A 23,790-nucleotide genomic window follows, 5' to 3' on the forward strand; every position below is an offset into this window, starting at 1 on the left:
TCACTGGTTGACGGACGAGAGTTCGATTTTCGGGGCGTGGCTATGCAGCCTGCCCGCGATGTCCCGCGCCAGTTTTTCGATGTAAGGCGGCCTCACGATGGACAGATGGCTGCCACCGATGCGCGACACGCGCAGATGCTTGCCGAGCAGATCGTTCCAGCCCAGTGTCAGGTCGTCGCCTTCACCGCGATCGGCGGCGAAGAATGTCACCGGGGCTTTGGCCGGCAGCGCCCGATAGTCGTCGGCCGCCCTGGCGCTGGCCCGATAGAGAGCCAGCGTGCGTGCGACCTGTCCGGCATCGAGATGACTGGGTATGAGCGCCTCGCGCTTGCACACGGCAAGCATGGCGTCGATATCGCCCTGTCGCGCCAGATCCATCAACTCGCCGAAGGCCGGGTGCAGCCGTGCATCCGCCACGTGATTCACATCGGTGATCCAGGTCAGTAGCGCCCGGCATTCATCGGACGTGATCGGATGTTCGGCCAGGAGCCGAGCGCGCATGGCGGGACTGCTGGTATCGATCATCCCTACGAAGTGAACCGCCTTACCCGAGCTGAGCAGGCGGTGGGCGATCTCGTACGCGATCATGCCGCCGAGCGACCAACCGGCCAGGTAATACGGCCCCGAGGGCTGCACCTGGCGAATGGCGTCCAGGTACACCGTTGCCAGTTCGGCCATGCTCGAATACGGCGTCTCGCCTTCGGCGAGTCCCGTGGCTGCCAGGGCGTATACCGGCTGGTCGGCGTCCAGGTGCTGGGCGAGGTCGAAAGCGTATTGCACGCCGCCGCCGATGGCATGGATCAGGAATAGCGGATTCGCCTTTCCGCTGGGACGTATCGGTACGAGGTTCGGGTGCAGGTCGGATGTCTTGCTCGAATCGACGAAGGCAGCCAGGGCGCCGAGGGTCGGATACGAGAACAGATCGCGCAGCTCCAGATCCGTAACGCTGCGCTTGCGCAACTGCGAGACGAGTTGCGTCGCCAGCAGTGAGTGCCCGCCGAGCTCGAAGAAGTCATCGGTCACTCCCACCCTGTCCACCTTCAGGACCTCGGCCCAGACGGCCGCAATGGCCGTCTCTGTCGGTGTGGCCGGCGCGACATAGCCTGTGTCGTCATGCATCACCTCCGGCGCCGGCAGGGCCTTGCGATCGACCTTGCCATTGCTGGTCAGTGGCATCGTGTCCAGGACGACGAAATACTCCGGCACCATGTAGTCGGGAAGCGTCTTCAAAAGGGCGATGCGCAGGGCCGCCGGCTGCGGTACGACCTGCCCGTCGTGGGGAACGAGATAGGCGACCAGGCGAGCCACGCCCCGCTCGTCCGGACGGGCCAGCACCACGACGTCCCGCACGGACGAAAGCGCGGCGAGCGTCGACTCGATCTCGCCCAGTTCGATGCGCAGGCCGCGGATCTTGACCTGATGATCGCTGCGACCCAGGTACTCGATCGTGCCGTCCGGCAGATAGCGCGCGAGATCACCCGAGAGGTACATCCGCGCACCCGGCGTGGCGCTGAACGGATTGGGGATGAAGGTCTGCGCGGTCAGTTCGGGGCGATTGATATAGCCGCGCGCGAGACCGATGCCGGCGATATACAGGTGCCCGACCACACCGACGGGCACCGGGTTGAACGACTCGTCGAGGATGTGGATCTGGATATTCGCGATCGGCATGCCGATCGGCACGCAGTTCAGCGCGCTGTCCTTGCTGCACGGCCAGTACGTTACGTCCACCGAGGCTTCGGTCGGCCCATAGAGGTTGTGCAAGGCCACGTGGTCCCAGGTAGCAAAAAAGCGATGCTGAAGTTCCATGGGCAGTGCCTGCCCGCTGCACATCACCTGCCGCAACGAGCGACCGCTGTCCGGTTCCAGCTCGTTGAGGAATACGTCCAGCATAGGCGGCACGAAATGCGCGGTGGTGATGCCCTGGGCGTCGATCAGGCCCGCAAGGTAGGCCACATCCTGGTGCCCGGCCGGCTTTGCCACCACCAGCGTCGCGCCTTCGATCAGCGGCCAGAAGAACTCCCAGACCGATACGTCGAAGCTGAAGGGTGTCTTCTGCAGTACCCGATCCGCCGATGTCAACGGATAGGCTTCCTGCATCCATTGCAAGCGGTTGACGATGCCTTGCTGGTCGATGCCCACGCCCTTCGGCTTGCCGGTCGAACCGGAGGTGTAGATCACGTAGGCCAGGTTGGACGGCAGCGTGGCATGACCGGGGTTGCTGGCGTCGTAGGCGTTCAGTGCGTCCGCATCGCTGTCGAGGGAGAACACCGGAACGCCGGCCACGACCGGCGCGATGCCGAGCAGGTGGTGTTGTGTAAGGACCACCGCAGGGCGCGCATCGAGGACGATCGTGGCCAGGCGGTCCGTCGGATACGTGGGGTCCAGCGGCACGTAGGCACCGCCCGCTTTCAGGATGCCATAGAGCCCGACGATCATCTCCAGTGAGCGCTCGGTGCACAGACCCACCAGCACGTCCGGTCCGACGCCCAGTGATCGCAGGTGACGGGCCAGCTGGTTGGCCCGTGCATTGAGTTCCGCGTAGGTCAGGGACGCGCCCTCGTAGACCACGGCAATCCGGGCCGGGTCTCGGGCCACCTGCACCTCGAACAGCTGGTGGAGTGTCTGCGTGTCCGGCGTCACGTTCGGGTAGGTTGTCGCGGTGTCGTTGAAGCCGTGGACGAGTTGCTGGTACTCCGCGTCACCCAGCATGGTCAGTTCGCCCACGGCGCGCTCGGGCTGGTCGACGATCGACTGCAGCAGCTGGGTGAAATGCCCGGCCATGCGTTTGATCGTGCTGGCATCGAACAGGTCGGTGTTGTACTCGAACGTTCCGTGCAGGCCCTGCTTGTCTTCGGTCAGGGTGAGCGTGAGGTCGAACTTGGCCGAAACGCATTCGTGCGGCACGAGTTCGAGCTGCAAGCCGGGAAGCGCCAGGTTCATCGGTGCGTTCTGCAGCACCAGCATGACCTGGAACAACGGCGAGTAGCTGGTGTGGCGCTCCGGCTGCACCGCACCGACCAGCTGCTCGAACTGCACATCCTGATGCGTATAGGCATCGAGCGTGTTCGTGCGTACCTGTTTGAGCAGGTCGGTGAACCCGCGACCGAGATCCACCCGGGTGCGTAGTACCAGGGTGTTGACGAAAAGACCGATCAGGTCCTCGATCTCGCTGCGGTTGCGATTGGCGATCGGTGTACCGACGCAGATATCGCTTTGGCCTGAGTAGCGCGACAGGAAAACATTGAACGCCGCGCAGAGCGTCATGAACAAGGTGCTCTGCGTCTTCCGGCTCAGCAGCTGCAAGCGCGCGGCAAGCTCCGGTGGGATGGCGTAGGCCAGCGCGGCGCCATCCTGTCCCTGCATGGGCGGCCGCGGTCGATCCGTGGGCAAGGTCAGCAGGGTCGGGCTACCGGCCAGCTGTCGCTTCCAGTAGTCGAGCTGCCGATCCAGCACGTCACCGCGGAGCCACTGCCTCTGCCAGCTTGCGAAATCGACGTAACGCATGGGTAGCTCGGACAGAGACGGTGGTGCCCCCAGGGCGCGCGCCGCGTACAGCCTGCCGAGCTCCTTCACGAAAATGCCCATCGACCAGCCGTCGGACACGATGTGGTGCATGGTAAGGAGCAGCAGGTGTTCTCCGTCGCCCAGTTGCAGCAGGCTGCCGCGGACGAGGGGCCCCCGTTGCAGATCGAAAGGCGTGCGCGCTTCGTCGAGCATCAGCCATCGCGTTTTCACATCCCGCTCGGTCGGCGCCAGGGCACGCAGGTCGTGCAGGACAAGCATCACGTCCAGGTGCGACGCGATCGTCTGCAGCGGCGTGCCCTCCACACTGTCGAACGTCGCGCGCAGGGCGTCGTGACGGGCCACCACATCGTTGAGCGCGCCTTGCAGCGCGTCGACATCCAAACGGCCTTTCAAGCGCACGGCCGCCGGAATGTTATAGGTCGGGCTCTGCCCTTCCAGTTGGTCCAGGAACCAGAGGCGCTGCTGCGCGAACGAGAGCGGATACGCCGCGTCCTGCTCAAGCGGTTCCGATGCCGCCGGCCTTGCCTGCTCGGGCGCCGTATCCGGTGCGCGCTCGATCGACCTCATCCTCTCCAACAGTGAGGTCACCGTGGGCGCCTCGAAGACCACGTTCACCGGCACATCCACGCCGAACTCGGCACGCAGGCGGGCGACCAGCTGGGTGGCCAACAGCGAATGACCACCGAGTTCGAAGAAATCGTCGTCGGGAGCCACCGCGGGGCGTCCGAGCAGGTCCTGCCATATCCGGGCCATGACCTGTACCTGGTCGGCGTCGACGTTTTCGGTCGCAGCGCCAAGCGAGCGCGCCTCCGGAACCGTCGCGATGAGATCCGGGTATCTGACGTCGGTCCAGTAGCGTTCACCCGCGAACGGATACGTGGGCAAGCTGACACGGTGCGGATGTCCGGCGTTGTACAGCGCGCTCCAGTCGAATGCGAAGCCCTTGACCCATAGATCGAGCAGCTTGCCGAACTTGCCCTTGGCGACCCACGCCTGGACCGCGACCTGCATGTCCTCGTCGTCCGAAAGCACTGAGAACGCATTGCGCCTGGCCTGCCCACGGTAGACATCTTCGATGTCCAGATGGCCCTCTGCCACCGAAGCGAGTTTCAGCCGAAGGTCGTCGAGCGAATCGACCCGCAGTGCCAGGCGCTCCTCCATCGCCTCGCGGCCCACCTGCAACGTGTAGGCCACGCGGGCCAGGGTGAGGTCACTCGCGACGCGTTCCGGCGCGATCGTCGCCAATAGCTGCTCGACCCGCGCCTGCAACGTCGCTGGCGTGCGGGCCGAGAGCACGATCATGCCCGCGCCATGGCCAGCCTGCTTCGCACTTGCCTCGGTGTGCGCCGGCGCTATGTACTCTTCGATCACTACATGGGCATTCGCACCGCCGGCGCCGAAGGACGAGATCCCGGCAATCCGCGGGAACTCGCGCCGCTGGCCATCGACGTCCATGGTGGGCCGTTGCCACGGCGTACGTGCCTGTTGCACGAAGAAAGGTGTGTCGGCGAAGCGAATGTTCGGATTGGTCGTGGCCGCATGCAGGCTGGGCGCCAGGGTCTGGTGCTTCATCTGCATCAGGACCTTGCTGACGCCGACGAATCCGCTGGCACTTTCACTGTGCCCGACGTTCGACTTGGCTGAGCCGATCGCGCAGAACTGCTTGTCCTGGGTCCAGTGGCGGAAGGCCCTCGACAGCCCGGCGATCTCGATCGGATCGCCAAGGCTGCTGCCGGTGCCCTGCGCTTCGATGTAACTGACCGAGCGCGCATCGACACCCGCACGCTGGAGGGCGTCCGTCACCAACTGCGCCTGCAGATGCGGACTGGGCACCATGTAACTGTTGGTCTTGCCCCCCGAATTGATCGCGCTACCCTTTATGACGCCGTAGATGTGATCGCCATCGGCCACGGCGCGATGCAGGGGTTTCAGCACCATGGCGCCCACGGCCTCGCTGTCCACGAAACCATCGCCGTCAGCCGCAAACGACTTGCACCGGTCATCACCGGAAAGCATGTTCATCGACGCGAGGTCGATGAGTTGGGTCGGCGCGACGATCAGGTTCACGCCGCCGGCCACGGCAACCTCACTATCGCCGCTGCGGAGGCTTTCGATCGCCAGATGCATGGCCGTGAGGGACGACGAGCAGGCGGTATCCACGGCCAGGCTGGGGCCCTGGAAGTTGCTCATCCAGGAAATGCGGTTGGCCACCGACCAGAACCGCGCGCCCGTGGCGTAGTGTTCGTTGGTGACACCGACGAAGAGGCCGATCTTTCGGGTTCGGGCCAGGTTGACCGGCGTGTAGCCGGCATCTTCGATACTCGCATGCACCTCCTGCATGAACACGCGTTCCTGCGGGCTCATCAGTTGCGCTTCGCGCGGGGTGATGTTGAAGAAGAGGCGATCGAAGCGGTCCACGTCGTCGAGCAGGCCGGCCCACCTGGTGTACGTTTTGCCGGGCTGGTTCTTCTGTTCATCGAAGAACCGGCTATGGTCCCAGCGCTCGGTCGGCACCTCAGAAACGGAGTGGCGACCCTCGACCAGATTCTCCCAGAACTGGTTCACGTCGGCCGCGCCGGGATACCGTCCCGAAAGGCCAACAATCGCCACCTCGAACGTAGCCGCGACAACGGGTGCACTGGCAACCGTGGCGGAGACCCGGACAACGGCGGGGACGTCGCGCTGTACCGGCGGTGGGGCGGCGACAGGTTCCATCCCCGTCCAGCGCATCAGCGCCCCGGCATCGGTGCCGATGAAATGGTCGACCAGACTGTCGATATCACGGTGCTCGAAGAACAGCGTCGTGCTGACGCTGTCATGCCCGAACACCTCGCGAAGGCCGTTGGTCATCTCCATCACGAGGATGGAGTCGATACCGTATTCGTCGAAGCCGATGTTTGCCTGGATAGCGTCGAGGGGCAGCGTAAGCACCCGACTCACCAGCTTTCGGAACTGCAGGATGCTTTTTTCACGCAACGGCTTGTCAGCGAGGGTGCCCGTGAGATCGGTCATATCAGAAGTCGTCCGGTCAGTAGTCGGTCCATGAGTCGGCTTGGGATGAAAGACGCGCAAGCTGAATTGGTGGAGGCGGACGCAGACCGCACCGGTCTGGTCACACAGGTCGATATCGAGTTTCTGTACGGCGTCGCCCGCGCCCGTCCCGGCGCTATAGCGCACGATCGCCCACATGTGGCTCGTGCAAGGCGACAGCACTTCGAGTTTCTTCAGTGCGAACGGCAAGGCCAGCGCGATATCGTCCACGCCAGTCGTTGCCATTTGCAGGCCTAGCGATGCCTGCAACGCCGCGTCGAGCAGGCTGGGATGCAGCACGTACCGGGACAACGTCGACGCGACCGAGGAAGGCAACTCGATCTTTGCGAGCACCACGCCGTCACCGATGTAGATGTCCGTCAGCCCACGGAACGCGGGGCCGTACCGCAGTCCCTTCCGTTCGAACACGGCATAGCATTGCGCCGCATCGAGATGCGCCATGACACATTGGGCGCGAATGGCTCCCAATTCGTGCTGCGGCGTGACGGCATCGGACGGGTTGGCCCCCGCGCTCATGACGACCGTACCGCGTCCGTAGACGGCTGCGGGGCCCGACGAGTCGCCGAGCATCTCGTAGTGCATCGTTCCATCGGCACCGGGGCGCAGGGACAGCTGCACGTGAACACCCGACGATGTCGCCACCACGGGGCGCGCCCACACGACGTCGCACAGCGTCAGCCAGCGCTCCGACGGCAGCGCTTCGCGGGCACCGACCAGCGCCATCTCGAGTTGTGCGACCCCCGGCAGTACGTGCCTGCCGCCGACCTGGTGATCGGCGAGGAAGAATTCCCCACCCTGAAACGCGCTGCTGAAGCGGTGGCCGGAGGCGTTCGACGTATGGCGATGTAGCAAGGGATGGCGTGCCGGCGGCGCCACCGCCTGGTCCAGCCCGACCCAGCGCAGCATGGCGGCGGATTCGCTGGCGACGAAATGCGCCGCGAGCGCATCGATGGTCGGGTGTTCGAAGAACAACGTCGTCGTGACCGCCTCCTCCGCGCCGATCTCCCCGAACGCAGCACGCAAGGTGTTGGTCAACTCAAGCACGAGAATCGAATCGATGCCGTACCGCTCGAAACCGACACCGGCGTCGATACCATCCAACGGCATCTTCAACGCCCGCCCGATCACCCCCTTAAGCCGCCCCACCACCCGCTCCTGTAGGAGCCGATTCATCGGCGAACCCCCCGCCTCACCCTCCCCCGGGATCCCATCCACCGCCGACACCGACGCCTCACCCTCTACCGACGACGCCTCCACCCCCCGCTGCAAAACCACCCCATCACTCTCCGCCACAATCACCTGCTGCCCCAACTCATGCGCTGACGCGGCCGGGAACGTCACGTGCCGGAATCCCTCCTCGCGCAACACCGATTGCCAACGCGACGGCGACAGGCTCGGGCAGCCCGGTATCCGCAAGGCTTCGTCTTCGTACAACCACCATCCATCCAGCAAGCCGAACGTCAGGTGTGCCCATAGCTCGCAGCTGCTCAGTTCGTTGAGCATGAGCAAGCCGTTGCTGCGCAGGATGGCCTTGGCGTTGCGAAGGCTCTCGCGAATGTCCCGCGTCGCATGGAGCACGTTGGTGGCGATGACCAGGTCGTAGCCGCCCGCTTCCACGGCCTGTCCGTTCAACGGCCTGCCGATATCCAGCAACTGGTAGGTCAGGTAGGGGAATTGCGGGCCATACTTGCCCTCGGCATGGAGCAGGAAGGCACGCGACAGATCCGTGTAGCAATACTCCTCCACGTGCGCCGCATAGGGCGCAAGTCGCGCCATGATGCGTGCACTCGTCCCCCCCGTTCCGGCACCGATCTCGAGCATACGGATTCGCGCTTTCGGATCCTGCTGAATCCGTGCGCCGACAAAGGCGAGCACGCTGTCGCCGAGCGCGTCATTGAAATGATCCGCGACGGCGTTGCCCTGGTAGATACCCTCCACCAGGTGCATGGACGAGTCCGGGAACATCACGCTGGTGGCCGGCACGCGGCCACGCAGAATCGCCGGCAGCGCCCGCAGCATGGTGTCGACCAGGGTGACCTGCGCCCGCCTTACGTTGCCGATCTCCGTCCATGTCGCCTTGCGTTCGTTCCACTCGGCCCAGGCCTGGTCCGCGGAAGGCGTGCTGTAAGCACGGTCCTCGTCCCCCGAAGCGGCGAGCCAGGTGAGGCTGAAGGCAAGCCACCGCGCGTAGCCGGGATATAAATCCGGGGTACCGCTTCCGTCGGTCAGGCCAAGCGCCTGCAGTTCGCCGCGAAGAATGGCCAGCGACAGTCGGTCGATGTCCCGTTTGTCCCGGGCCAGCCGTGCCGTATCGACCGACAAGGACGTCCTTGACGGCTGATGGGCCACGACAGCCGCGAGCGATGGGAAGCCGGCCGTGTCCATACGCACGCTCGCGTGACCGATCAGGTCGTGCACGCCGTTCGGCGTATCCGTCGACAGGAGCTTGAGAAATCCCAGCTGCGGCACCGGCGCGCGGAGCAGGTTTTCGATGGCCCGCATGCCCTCCCTGGCGCCGATGGAGGCGACGCCTTGCTTCGCCATGCGTTCGCGATACACCGGTGAAGCGACGGCACCCACGTCGCCCCAGTAACCCCAGTTGATAACCTTCACCGGGTACGGCAGCCGTGCCGTCAACTGCAGCGCGTACGCATCTTCGAACGTGCAGCCGGCGGCGTAGTTGCTTTGGCCGGCGGCCTTGATGAAGCTGAGCATCGACGAGAAGAACAACAGGAAATCCAGGGGCAGTCCGCCGAACACCTGCGACAGCCGCACGCTCACATCCACCTTGGCCACCAGGCCCGCCCGCAAACGGTCTTCATCCATCTGGACCAGGCTTTTGTCGAGCAGATCGATGGCGGCATGCACGACACCGTGGATGCTCGGGAAACGTGCCAGGACCTCATCACGGGCACGCTCCAGCGCAAGGCGATCCGTCGCATCGGCGCGGATATAGAGCGGCGTCGGACCGAAAGCGCCCAGTCGCGACTGCGCGGTCTCGATAGCCTCGTCACGCGCACGCCGACCGATCCAGACGATATTCGCCCCGTGCGTGCGAATCATGTATTCGCTCCACACCTGACCGATACCACCCGCACCACCGACGACGACGTAGACGCCCCCTTGTCGATAGACAGGAGCCATCCCGTCGGTCGACGCCAGGTCGACAGGCAACAAGGTGGGTCGGAACCATTGACCCGAACGCCATGCCAAGGCGTTACCGCGGCTGTCGCAAGGCAGGCGGAACATCGCCTCGACGGGCCACGATCCGTCGAGCGGCAGGTCGACCAACCGGCACCGCCAGCGCGGGAACTCCTTGGCCATCGAGCCGATGAAGCCGTGCACACCGGCGTGCTCCGCCCGCACCGGATCGCCCCGATGAACTGCCTGGACCTGGCGGGTCACGACCGTCCATGTCAGCGGTAGCGTATCCAGGCCGAGCGCGATCAATGCCTTGACCAGACGGAAGCCAAGCACGACGCCGTGCTGCTGTCCGGCGATGAGGTCATCGTCGTCGTGGCTGATGCCGTGTTGTCCGCCGTCCGGTATCCACACCAGATGATCGATGGGCCCGAGCGCGCTGAGTTCACGCTGGATATCCGCTATCCCCGCTTCCCTCGGCAAGGTGAGCATCGCCGACGTCGGGAAGAGATCGCGCAATGCCTCGTGTTCCGTGAACGTGCCGCCGAGGATGACCAGCCGTTCGCTCGTCATCGACACACTGGGCTCGAGCGGCGGCTCGACGACGTCCCATGCGGGCATCAGGTAAACAGCGCGTTCACCGTTCGATGGCGCGGATGCCGGCAACGGCGTATCGATCCAGTAACGGTCGCGGGCGAAAGGATAGGTCGGAAGGCTCACACGGCGCGGTCGGGTCGTGCCGTAAAGCGTCTGCCAGTCGGACGTGCCGCCGTTGAGCCAGAGATCCAGTACCTCGTCCAGCCGATCCCGGACGGCTCGCGGCTGCACCGCGTTGCCCGAAGCGATCAAGGCCAGCGTGTCGCGCAGTTCGCTCATCGAACTGACGATCATGCCCACCCGGACTTCCATGGGTTCACGGCCCACCTGAAGCGTATAGGCGAGGTCGTGCAGTTGGATGCACTCCGCCGTGCGTGCCGACGATACAAACGCGAGAAGCGCTTGCACCTGCTCTCGCAGCCGGGTCTGATTACGCGCCGAAAGAAGCACGATCGCCGGACCGCCGATCACGGGTGCCGCCACCGCGCGCGGGACGTACTCCTCGAGGACGACGTGCGCATTCACGCCGCCGAAGCCGAACGAGCTCACGCCTGCGCGTCGTGGCAACCCATGACCCTGCCCGTCGAGCGGCACGGTCCATTCGCGTGTTTCCTGCAGCACGTAGAACGGGCTGTCGGCGAGGTCGATATAGGGGTTGAGGCTTTCGCTATGCAGGCTCCTGACCAGGGTGCGGTGCCGCATCTGCAGCAACACCTTGATCACGCCCGCCATCCCCGCCGCCAGTTCCAGGTGACCGATATTCGTCTTGACCGAGCCGATGCCGCAGTGGGGCAAGCCCAGCGCGGGTCCTTGCGTGTTTGCATAGAGCGCCTGGAACGCAGCCTTCAGTCCATTGATCTCCACGGGATCGCCCAATGGCGTGCCAGTGCCATGCGCCTCGATGTAGGTCACCGTGCGCGGATCGATGCCCGCCTGCTCATGCGCCTTCCTGACCACCGCCGCCTGGGCTTTCGGGTTCGGCGCAGTCAGCGAATTGGCGTGGCCGCCATGGTTCTCCGCGACGCCACGGATCACGCCGTGGATGTGGTCACCGTCACGCTCGGCGTCACTCAAACGCTTCAGCACGAGCATGGCCGCACCTTCGCCGCGCACGTAGCCATTGGCTTCACTGGAGAAGGTCTTGCAGCGGCCGTCGTCACAGAGCATGCCGGCCTTGTTGAAGCTGATGTGCGGCTCCGGCGTCACGATGGTGTTGACGCCACCAACGATGGCTATCGACGAGTCACCGTTTTGTAACGCCATGACGCCTCGCCTCAGCGCAACCAGCGAACTGGAGCATGCCGTTTCCACCGGCTCGCTCGCGCCGTGCCAGTCGAACAGATAGCTGATGCGGTTGGGACCGACCGACGGCACGCCGCCCGTCGACGCATACGCTTCGCCACCCATCCCGGCACGATGGACCAGGGTGCCGTAACCGGTCGCGCCGGTACCGACAAAGATGGACGTGTCGCTGCCGGATAGGGCCGGCCCCGCGTAACCGGCGTCTTCGAGCGCCTTCCAGACATGGATCATCATCAGTCGCTGCTGGGGATCCATCAGCTCGGCTTCCTTCGGCGATATACCGAAGAACAGCGGATCGAATTCATCGACGCCATCGATGAAGCCGCCCCAGGCGATCTTCGTCTCGCTCCGATCCCAGCGATCGGGCGGGATTTCACTGATGCAATCCCTGCCTTCGCGCAGGTTGTCCCAGAACGCAGCAAGGTCCCTGGCTTGCGGGAACTGCCCGCTCATGCCGATGATCGCGACCGGTTCGTTGGCGACGCGGCCCGGAAGCTCGTGCATCGACGTCGTGGGCGCAGCGCTCGACACCACCGTGACCGGCTCGGTAACAGCGAAACGCGCGGCCAGGCTATCGCTGTGTTCGCGCAGCAGATGGTCAGCCAGTCCGTCGAGCGTGGGATGCTCGAAGAAGATCGTCGGTGCCAGCCTCAGCTGGTAGCGCAGGTTCAACGCGTTGCTGAACTCGGTCAGCGAGACCGAGTCGAAGCCGAACTCGCTGAACGTCGTTCCACCATCCAGGTCCTCCGGCTTGACCTTGATCAGCCCCGAGACCAGGGTCACGAGTTCACCCTTGAGCGACGCCCCGAGGGTGGCGGCCGTCGCAAGTGGGGATGCGAGTGGCGCCGCCGCCGCCGATGCCGATGCCGATGCCGTGCCCTGCATCGTCATGCGGAGGTGTGCCGCGTCTCCGGCGACCACGAGCGCCTGGTTCGTACCTGCCGCAAAGACGTGTGCGAGCGCGCGGATGCCCTCGTCCGAGGCCATCGCGTGCATCCCCGACTGTTGCTGCAGCATCGCGCGCGTCGCCGTGTCCACGTGCATGCCGCCTTCGTCCCACAGAGGCCAGTTGATCGACAAGGTATGTCCCTGGCGATGTCCCGCCATGACGCGCCCGGCACGGTGATGGGCGAAGGCGTCCATGAAGCCATTGGCGGCCGCGTAGTCGGCCTGGCCCAGGCTGCCCAGCACAGCGGCGATGGACGAGAAGCAAACGAAAAAGTCGAGACCGATGTCCCGGCTTGCCTCATCGAGGTTGAGCGTCCCGGCGACCTTGGCGGCGAATACCTCGTGGAGTTCCTCCGGTGTCTTGGCGACAAGGAAGCTGTCCCGGATCACGCCTGCACTATGAATGATGCCGTCGAGGCTCTCGAATTCCTCCGGAATGCCGCGCACCAGCTGCGAGACCGCCTCGGCGTCGGCAACGTCGACCGCGTGGTAGCGAAGCGCCGCGCCCAGGGCCTCGAGCGGGCGAAGCCGGGCCTTGATCGCCTCGTCCAGCGGCGAACGACCCGTCAGGATAAGCACGGGATTCTTTACGCGACTGGCGATGTCGCGGGCGACGATCAGGCCCAGGCCGCCGGCTCCCCCGGTGATCAGGTACACGCCGTGTGCTTTCCACGGCAACGCCGCTTCGACCCTGGAGGCGAACTCCGTCCAGTGCGTCACCTGCCGCTCGCCGCGGACATATCGGACCTGTTGCGCATCGCCGACACGGTTCTCCCCGACCACCTTGGCCATGTCCTGTCCCGCTTCGACGGCGATGACCCGGCCCACGATGCGCGGGCTCTCCAGCTGCGCCGTGCGCAGCATGCCACTGAGTCCCTGGAGCATCTGAAGGTCGCCATCGCAGGGGACGAGCACCTGGATGAGGTGCTTGCCCGGCTGGCCAACCAGGGTTTGAATCGCGTCCAGCAACGTGGCGGCCGCCAACTCGTAGAGCCTGGCTGTGTCTTTGTCTTCCTCAATGACCAGACGACGCGCGTCCGGAAGATGCGCCTGGAGTCGCAAGGCGTCGACGCTATCGAGACCGGCGAACAACACGACTTCACTGGCGAACACGGGATCATCGCCCGCCGACGTGGCGGCGCCCTGGGCCGTCCACACGGGCTGCCAGGTCAAGGTTTCCACGGCTGCAGCCGACGCCACCGCCTGCACAACAGCCGCCTGCGTACCCTCCGGCACCCAGTAGCGTTCGCGCGCAAAGGGATACGTTGGCAAGCTGATACGACGCGGATGCGTGTCGCCGTACAACCGCCGCCAATCGACGGCGAAGCCTTTAACCCATCCGTCGAGCAGCCTGTCGAACTTGCCCTTGATCATCCATGCGTCGACGACGGCAGAGACATCGTCGTCGCCGGTGAACGTCGCCATGGCCTCCTTGTTGCGTTTGACCTGGCCGCGATACAGATCCGCCGAGTTCTCGCCGGTGAGCCAGGCGGCGAGCTTCTCGCGCAGTTCGTCCAGCGAGTCGACGCGGAGCGCAAGGCGCTCATCCATGGCATCGCGGCCCACCTGCAGCGTATATGCCAGTTCCGCCAGGGTCGTGTCCGCACCTGCCTCGATCGCTGCCAGAAGCTGGCCAACCTGCACGTGCAAGCGATCCTCATTGCGTGCGGACAGCACGATCAACGCGGGCATGTTCCCCATCCATGGCGTCGCGGTTGCGGCGTACTCTTCGATGACGATGTGCGCATTCGCACCGCCCGCACCGAACGAGGATATACCGGCAATCCGCGAGCCTTCTTGCACGAGCCCGTTGACCTGCCGCGTCGGGCGTGGCCATGGCGCGAGGTCTTGCTGGACGACAAACGGGGTGTCGGCGAAGTCGATGTTCGGGTTGAGCACACGGGAGTGCAGGCTCGGCACCAGCTGCTGATGCTTCATCTGCAGCAGCACCTTGGTCACCCCGGCGATGCCCGCCGCGCTCTCACAGTGGCCGATGTTCGATTTGGCTGAGCCAATGGCGCAGAACTGCGTGTCGGACGTCCAGCTCCGGAAAGCCTTAGACAGGCCGGCGATCTCGATCGGATCGCCAAGACTCGTGCCCGTGCCGTGCGCCTCGATGTAGCTCACCGAACGCGCGTCGATGCCACTTCTACGTAGCGCCTTCTCAACGACCTTCGCCTGTGCATTCGGGTTGGGCACGGTGTAGCCATTCGTCTTGCCGCCGTGGTTCACCGCCGTGGCCTTGATCACGCCGTAGATGTGATCGCCGTCGGCCTTCGCCTGTGCGAGGGGTTTGAGCAGCACCGCACCGACGCCCTCACCCGGCACGTAGCCTTCGCCGCCCTCGCCAAAGCTTTCGCAGCGGCCCTTGCCGGAGATGAACTTGCCCTGGGCGAGCATGAGGTACTTGTTCGGATGCACCGAGACGTTCACGCCGCCGGCCACGGCCACCGCGCAATCGCCGCGCTGAAGGCTCTGGCAGGCCAGGTGGATGGCGGTCAGCGACGACGAACACATCGTATCCAGCGCCATGCTGGGACCGTTGAAATTGAAGAAATACGAGATACGGTTTGCGATGGACGCCGGACTTCCGGGCATGGCGATAAATCGTCCTCTCGCCTGCTCCTGCGCACCGTAGAGCTGATACTCCTCATACATGACACCGACGAACACGCCAACGTCGCTGTCTTCGGCCACATTGTCCCGCGTGTAGCCCGCGTCCTCGAGCGTGGCGTGCACGCATTCGAGGAAGAGGCGTTCCTGCGGATCCATCAGTTCCGCTTCGCGCGGCGAGATATTGAAGAACAACGGATCGAAGAGATCGACGCCGTCGATGAAGCCACCCCACTTGCCATACGTCTTGCCTGGCTGGCTGCGATCCTCGTCGAAGTACGCCGCGTGGTCCCACCGCTCGACGGGAATCTCGGTGATGCTGTCCTTGCCCTGGCTGAGGTTGGCCCAGAACGCCGCGAGATTGCCCGCCTGCGGATAACGACCGGCAACACCGACGATAGCGATGTCGCTAGTGCCAGGATCGCTACCGCGCCTGCCGAATCGCGACACGCTGCGATCGGTCGATACCGACTTGGCGTGACCGGCAGGCATGGCAACGGGTCGCGGCGCCGCCGCGACAGGTGGCTCGCCAACCAGCGCTGCGAGGCGTGCACCGTGACCCTGGAGGAAGTAGCCCGCCAGTGCACCCAAGCTCTGGTATTCGAAGAACAGCGTCTTGGGTAGTGGTCCGAAGGATGTCTCGAGCTTGACGGTCAGGTCGAGAATGAGTACGGAGTCGATGCCGTAGGCTTCCAGCGCTGCCTCGGGGTCGATCTTGTGGGGCGGCAGTTTCAGCGTTGCCGACACCAGATGGACCAGATAGCGGATCGCTCTTTCGCGCATGTCGGCGGGCGTGGCCTGGCCGACATCCGCGACGATCGTTTCGACGGGCTCGACCGGCCCGCGCGCGGCCGCCACGGAAGCGTCGGTCAGAAGCGTGGCTTTCAGCTGGTCTATCCGCCCTTCCGCGACGAGCACCTGGGGCAAGCCGCTTGCCATGGTTCGAGCCAGGGCAGCGCAGCCGATGTCGGTCCGCAACGGTGTCATGCCGGTCTCTTGCAGCATGTGGCGGCGCGTACCCGCATCGACCTGCATGCCGCCCTCGTCCCAGAGCGGCCAGTTCACCGACAGCGTCTTCCCATGGCGCAGGCCCTGCGCGACCATCTCGCTGCGATGCTGCGCAAAGGCGTCCATGAAGCCATTCGCCGCGGCATAGTCCGCCTGCCCGACATTGCCCCGTACGCCCGCGATGGAGGAGAAACAAAGGAAGCAATCGAGCGCCAGGTCCCGGCTGGCATCGTCGAGGTTCAACGTGCCGGCCACTTTGGCGCGCAGCACCTCCTGCAATTCCTGCTTCGTCTTCCTGATGATGAAGCTGTCACGCAGTACGCCCGCGCTATGGATGATGCCGTGAAGTCCGAATCTCGCCGATATACCGTCGACGCAGCGACGAACGGCTTCGCGATCGCCGATGTCGAGCGGCATGTAATGCACGACCGCCCCGATGGCCTCGAGCTCGGCAAACCGGGCTTGCATTGCATCCGTGAGTGGGGAGCGGCCGGTCAGGACGAGCGTCACGCCCGGGGCTTGCCGGGCCATGTCACGTGCGAAGATCAGGCCAAGTCCACCGGCACCTCCCGTGATCAGATAGGTAGCACCCGCCCTCCATACCGGCGCCATCTCGGACGAGGGCTGCTTCCACTCGGCCCAGCCGCCTACCTGGCGCGCGCCGTCGAGATAGCGCATCTGGTGTGCCGCGCTGTCATGGTTCTCGAGCAACGCGCGAACGATGTCCTGCCCCGCCTCGACCCCGATCACGTGGCCGACGACGGCGGGATTCTCCAGCGCCGCCGTACGCAGCATGGCGCCCAGGCCGGCCAACGTCTGGCCTATGCCCCTGACCGGCACGACGACCTGTATCAGGAACTGTCCCGGCTGGCTGCCGTGCGACTGGATCTGTTCCAGCAGCGTGCCGGCAGCGAGCTCGTAGGTCGTCGCGACGTCCTCGCCTCCGACGATGGCGATACATGTGGCACCGGGCCACCGACGGGTCACTTCGTCCTTGCTTTCGCCTTCGAGGCCGCAGAGCAGCAGCAGATGACGTGCCACGGAGCGGCGACCGGTGGGCTCACCCCTGAGCGCCTGTGCTTCCCACACAGGCCTCGCCAACAGTGTCTGCGGCACCATCGAAGCGCTCGCCTCGGCAAGAACGATCGATGCGCGCAACACGAGTCGGGTCAAGCGCACACACACCGCACCGGTGTCGTCGCAAAGGTCGACATCGATCCATCGGGATGCGCCGTCCGAATCCGCCACGGCACGCTCCGTCACGACGGCCCACATGCCCGGAACGCAGTCCGCGATGACTTCCAGTGAACCCAGTGCCACAGGTAGCCATAGCGTGGCATCGGTGGTGGCGGCCGGAGCGGCCACCAGGCCGATCGCGGCCTGCAGCGCAGCGTCCAGCAAGGCCGGATGCAAGGTATAGCCGTCCATACGCAATGATGTCGGGAGCATGATCCGCGCGAGTGCGCGCTGCGCTCCCACGAACACCTCGCCCAGGCCCTGGAAGCCGGCGCCATAGTCCAGGCCCATCGCTTCGAACAAGGCATAGCATTCGGCGGCGCCGAGATGCGCGATGGCACATTCGAGGCGAAGGGCGGCGAGATCGTGCGTGACGATATAGCCGTGAGTCTCGCCCACCGGTACGGACACCGCGCCGTGGCTATACGTCACGGTGTCGCCGTCATCCGCATCGCGGTAGATCTCGAAGTGCACGCCACCGGCTTCATGTGGCACCAGGGCGATATGCAGTTCGATCCCCCCGGCATCGACGACCGCGGGCCGCGCCCAGACGATATCGTTGAGAACCAGGCGGCCACCCTCGTCCATCGCTTCGAGGGTCGCGCGGTACGCCATCTCCAGGTGCGCTACGCCGGGGAGAACGCGTAGACCACGCACGACATGATCGGCCAGGAAGAACTCGTTGCCATGGAAGCGCGAGCTGAAGCGCTGCACCGTGAACGTCGAGGTATTGCGGTGCAGTAGTGGATGCAGGAGGGCTTCGTCGCCCTGACCGCCATGCAAGGAGGCCGGCCCAGCCGGCACCCAGTAGCGCTCGCGCGCAAACGGATACGTTGGCAGGCTGATCCGACGCGGTCGCGTTTCGCGGTAAAGACGCTGCCAGTCCACAGGCAGGCCACGTACCCAGAGCTCGAGCAGCTTCCCGTACTTTCCCTTGGCGATCCAGGCATCCACGGTAGCGGCCATGTCGGCGTCGCCGGCAAGGCCCGCCAGCGCCTCCTTGTTGCGTTTGACCTGACCGCGATACAGCTCATCGATCGCCGCCTCGCCTGCGAGGTACGCACCGAGCTTCTCGCGCAGTTCATCCAACGATTGCACGACCAGTGCAAGCCGCTCTTCCATCGCGTCCCGTCCCACCTGGAGCGTAAACGCGAGGTCGTGCAGTGACGGCGTGGACATTCCGTCGCCCGAGCCAAGGTAGTCCGACAGCCCCTGGGCGCGCTCACGAAGGCGTTCGTCGTCACGTGCGGATATCACGACCATGACAGGGCCATGGTCATCTTCCGACGCCACCGCCGTTGGCACATATTCTTCGATCACTACATGGGCGTTCGCCCCGCCGGCACCGAACGAAGAGATGCCGGCGATCCTTGTACCTTCCGTCGCCACCCCATCGATGTCGCGCATCGGCCGCGGCCATGGCGCCAGTGCCTGTTGCACGACGAACGGCGTGTCGTCGAAGTCGATGTTCGGGTTGAGCACGCCCGAATGCAGGCTAGGCACGAGTTGCCGATGCTTCATCTGAAGCAACACCTTGGTCACGCCCGCGATACCCGCCGCACTCTCACAGTGACCGATGTTCGACTTCGCCGAACCGATGGCGCAGAACTGCGTGTCCGGCGTCCAACTCCGGAATGCCTTCGACAGGCCAGCGATCTCAATCGGATCGCCCAGGCTGGTACCGGTGCCGTGGGCTTCGATATAGCTCACGGCGCGCGCGTCGATGCCGCCTTCGCGCAAGGCCTGCTCGATCACCTTCGCCTGCGCATTCGGATTGGGCACGGTATAGCCATTCGTCTTGCCACCGTGGTTGACCGCCGTGGCCCTGATCACGCCGTAGATCTGGTCGCCGTCGACGATCGCCCGGTGCAGTGGCTTGAGCAGCACGGCACCGACGCCCTCGCCCGGCACGTAGCCTTCTCCGCCTTCGCCGAAGCTTTCGCAGCGGCCCTTACCGGAAATGAACTTGCCCTGGGCGAGCATGAGGTACTTGTTCGGATGGATCGAGACGTTCACGCCGCCCGCGATCGCCACCTCGCAGCCGCCGCGTTGCAGGCTCTGGCAGGCCAGATGGATGGCGGTCAGCGACGACGAACACATGGTGTCCAGGGCCATGCTCGGGCCACGGAAGTCACTGAAGTAAGAGACCCGGTTGGCAATGGACGCGGGATGGCCCGGCACCGCGATGCCCTTCCCCCGAGCCTGCTCCTGCGCGCCGTAGAGCTGGTACTCCTCATACATGACGCCGACGAACACGCCGACGTTGCCGTCGTCCGCCACGTTGTCCCGCGTGTAGCCCGCGTCCTCCAGCGTGGCGTGCACGCATTCGAGGAACAGGCGCTCCTGCGGATCCATGAGCTCCGCTTCGCGCGGTGAGATGTTGAAGAACAGCGGATCGAAGAGATCGACGCCGTCGATGAAGCCGCCCCACTTGCCGTAGGTCTTGCCGGGCTGGTGACGGTCAGCATCGAAATAGAGCGTGTGATCCCACCGTTCCACCGGAATCTCGGTAATGCTGTCCTTGCCCTGGCTGAGGTTGGACCAGAACACATCGAGATTGCCCGCCTGCGGATAGCGACCGGCGACACCGATGATGGCAATGGCGCCCACCTCTACGGCGTTGACGGCTTCGTCTCGCCCCCGCGCTGCATAACGCGACCGCGACTGCTGAGGGTCGACCGGTACAGACGTGGCTTGCTGCTTTTTCGTGGCGGAAGGAGCGGATAAAGCTGCCGCGACAGCTCCTCTTTCGCCCAGCAATGCGGTCATGGCGGCAGCATGTTGCGCCAGGAAATAGCCACTCAAGGCAGCGATGGTCTGGTACTCGAAGAACAAGGTCTTCGGCAGTGGACCAAACGTTTTTTCCAGGGAACGGGTCAGGTCCAGCACCAGCAGCGAATCGATCCCATACGTTTCCATCCGTGCCTGGGCGTCGATCCTCTGCGCCGGAAGCTTCAGCGTGGTCGACAGGAAGCGCACGAAGTAAGCCACGGCGCGTTCGTGAAGTGCGTCCGCCGTGTCGGCCGACGTCGGTGACGTCGCCGGTACCGACGCATGCGAGGCCTCGACCACCGTGGGAGCGTCTTCCGACCGCGCGGCAACCGGCCGGAAACCCAGCGATGTCATGCGCACGCAGACGACACCGTCGTCGTCGCATAGGTCGATGTCGACGCCGTCTGTCACGGATCGAATCACCGCCCACATGCTCGCGACGCAAGGCGCGAAGATATCTAGTGACCCCAGCGAGAACGGCAGCATCAGCACGGGCGCGTCCCTGCCTTCAACGAGGGACTGGCCGATCGTGGACTGGAGTGCGGCGTCGAGGAGGCCCGGATGGAGGACGTAGTCGGCATGCGCCGCACCAACGGTGTCCGGCAGGGTGACGCGTGCCAGCGACACGTTCTCGCCCACGAAGAGTTCGCTCAGGCCACGGAAGGCGTTGCCATAGTGCAGGCCGATCGCATCGAAAGCGGCGTAGCAGGTCGCAGCGTCGAAATGACCGCGGGTGCATTGTGTGCGGAGCGTGGCGATGTCAGCCGCTGGTGGCGCGATTGCTCCGATCGCCTTCCTGACCACACCACGACCATGGACGATCATGCCCGCGTCCATACCCGAATGAATGTCGTAGCCCACGTCGCCGTTATCTTCCAGGTGCAGCGAGACATGGAGATCCACCGCCTGCGCTCCCACTACGACGGGACGGGCCCAGACGATGTCGGTCAGGCGCAGGTGGGTGGCACCCCCCATGGCCTCGCTCGCGGCGAAGCGCGCCATCTCCAGTTGGGCGACCCCCGGTAGTACACGGCTATCGACCACCACGTGATCGGCCAGCACGAACTCGCTGCCGTCGAAACGACTGGTGAAACGTGGCCCGGACAGCGTCGACGAATTGCGCTGAACCAACGGGTGCAGCGCGGTGCGGGCGTGCAAGTCCGTTGGCGCCCGTCCGTTTCCGCCGGGCACCCAGTAACGTTCCCGCGCGAAGGCATAGGTCGGCAGGCTGATGCGGCGTGGCTGCCCCGCGCGATACAACCCACGCCAGTCGACAGCGTGGCCGCGCACCCAGAGCTCGATGAGTTTGCCGAGGTCTACGGTCTGAGCCATGTCTTCGTCGGTCGCTGAGGCCGTCACGGCTTCCCTGTTGCGAGCGACCTGGCCGCTATGAAGCTCGTCGATACCGCGGTCGCCGTCAAGAAAACGCTCCAGCTTGTCGCGCAGTTCGGCGAGCGTGTAAGCGACCATACCGAGCCGCTGCTCCATGGCTTCGCGCCCGACCTGAAGCGTATAGGCCAGGTCGACCAGATCGATCTCCGCCTCGGCGTGCGGTGAGGCAAGGAAGCCGACGAGCTCTCGCACCTGTTCGCGCAGCCGCTCGTCGCTACGGGCCGAAAGGAGCACCGCGACCGGGTCGGCGACGGCTGCTAGCCGCGGGGACGACGGAACGTATTCCTCGAGCACCACGTGCGCATTGACACCGCCAAAGCCGAACGAGCTCACGCCTGCACGGAGAGGCAGCACCTGTCCCTGCGCGTCGCGTGCGGGTATCCACTCCCGCATTTCCTGCAACACGTAGAAGGGGCTGCCAGTGAGGTCGATGTATGGATTGAGACTGTCACTGTGCAGGCTCTTGACCAGGGTCCGATGCTTCATCTGCAGCAGGACCTTGATAACGCCGGCCACGCCTGCCGCCAGCTCGAGATGTCCGATGTTCGTCTTGACCGAGCCGAGGCCGCAGTGGGGCGAATCCGCTGTCGACCCTGCGTAGAGGTCCTTGAACGCGCCTTTCAATCCGCTGATCTCCACCGGGTCCCCCAGCGGGGTGCCGGTGCCGTGCGCCTCGATATAGCCCACGCTGCGCGGGTCGAAGCCGGCCTGTCGATGCGCCTGCCGAACCACGGCCGCCTGAGCGTGCGGATTCGGCGCGGTGAGCGAATTGGCGCGGCCACCATGATTCTCAGCGGTACCGCGTACGAGCCCGTAGATGTGGTCACCGTCGCGCTCGGCATCCGACAACGATTTCAGCACCAGCATGGCGACACCTTCGCCACGCACGTAGCCGTTGGCGTCGCCGGAGAACGTCTTGCAGCGGCCGTCTTCGCTGAGCATGCCGGCTTGCCCGAAACTGATGTGCAGCTCGGGGTTGATGATGGTGTTCACACCGCCGGCGATCGCTACGCGGCAGTCGCCCCGCTGGATGGCGAGGACAGCACGCCTCAGCGCGACCAGGGAACTCGAGCACGCCGTTTCCACCGGCTCGCTCGGGCCGTGGAAGTCGAGGTAATAGCTCATCCGGTTGGGGCCCACTGAGGCGACGGCACCGGTCGAGGAATAGCCTTCGATGGCGGCACCGGAGCGACTGATCAGCGCGCCATAACCGCTGGCCATGGTGCCGACGTAGATCGCGGTGTCGCTACCGGTCAAGGCAGAGCCACCGTAGCCCGCATCCTCCAGTGCCTTCCAGACGTGGGTCATCATCAGGCGTTGCTGGGGATCCATCAGCTCCGCCTCCTTCGGTGAAATACCGAAGAACGTCGGATCGAACTCGTCCATGCCGTCGATAAAGCCGCCTCGCGTCACGGTGCCTGCCTGTCGCTCAGGCACGCGCTCGTCGTGCCAGGCGGCCCAATGCGTGCGCTGGGCGGGCATGTCGGCAATGCAATCCCTGCCTTCGAGCAGGTTGCGCCAGAAAGCGTCGATGTCTCTTGCCTGCGGAAACTCACCACTCATGCCGACGATCGCGATCGGCGCGTTCGTGGGCTGGGTCTGCCCTGTCGTGGAGGCGGCTAACGTCGTCGCCATCCGACGCCGTCCACGCGATCGACCGCCTTCGAACGGCGTCGGGTGGGCCACCGCAATCGCTGACGGTGAGGCGGTGTCTGCGACCATGGCCGACGGTTCCGGCCGTGCGAGCTGTGGCTCGAGCGCCGCCGCATGCTCGCGAGCAAGATAGCTGGCCAGGCCATCGAGCGTGGGGTACTCGAAGAAGATCGTCGGTGTCAGGTCCAGGCGATACTGCTGGTTCAACGCATTGCTGAACTCGGTCAGCGAGATCGAATCGAAGCCGTACTCGCTCAGGGAGGTGTCGCCATCGATGTCCTCCGGCTTGACCTTGATCAACGACGACACGGTGGCGGCGAGTGCACGGAGCAGTAACGCGGACAAGCCTTTCCCAGGCGAGACCGCAGGCTGCTCTGAAGCATCCCTTGAAGGTGGCGACGCGACCGTCCCGTGTGGCTCACCCATCACGGCTTCACGAATGCGGGCCGTGTCGCCCGCCACGACGAGCATCTGGGTCTGCCCCCCATGTAACGCCTGACGCAGGGCCAGCACGCCGCTGTCGGTGGCGAGGGCATGCATGCCCCACTG

The 23,790-nt window shown here is 64.9% G+C and carries 1 protein-coding gene (cut by a window edge); it reads right to left on the minus strand.

Annotated features, from left to right (window positions below; translation table 11 throughout):
* Nucleotides 1-23,790: the 3' portion of a non-ribosomal peptide synthetase gene (locus tag HB634_RS03690; RefSeq protein WP_213947589.1), read on the minus strand. Its footprint extends 8,253 nt past the window's final position; 23,790 of the gene's 32,043 nt are visible here — the last part of the coding sequence; its start codon lies off the right edge, out of view — the gene reads right to left on this strand; it ends in the stop codon at nucleotides 1-3.

The sequence above is a fragment of the Luteibacter sp. dw_328 genome, assembly GCF_018449605.1.
GTDB lineage: Bacteria > Pseudomonadota > Gammaproteobacteria > Xanthomonadales > Rhodanobacteraceae > Luteibacter.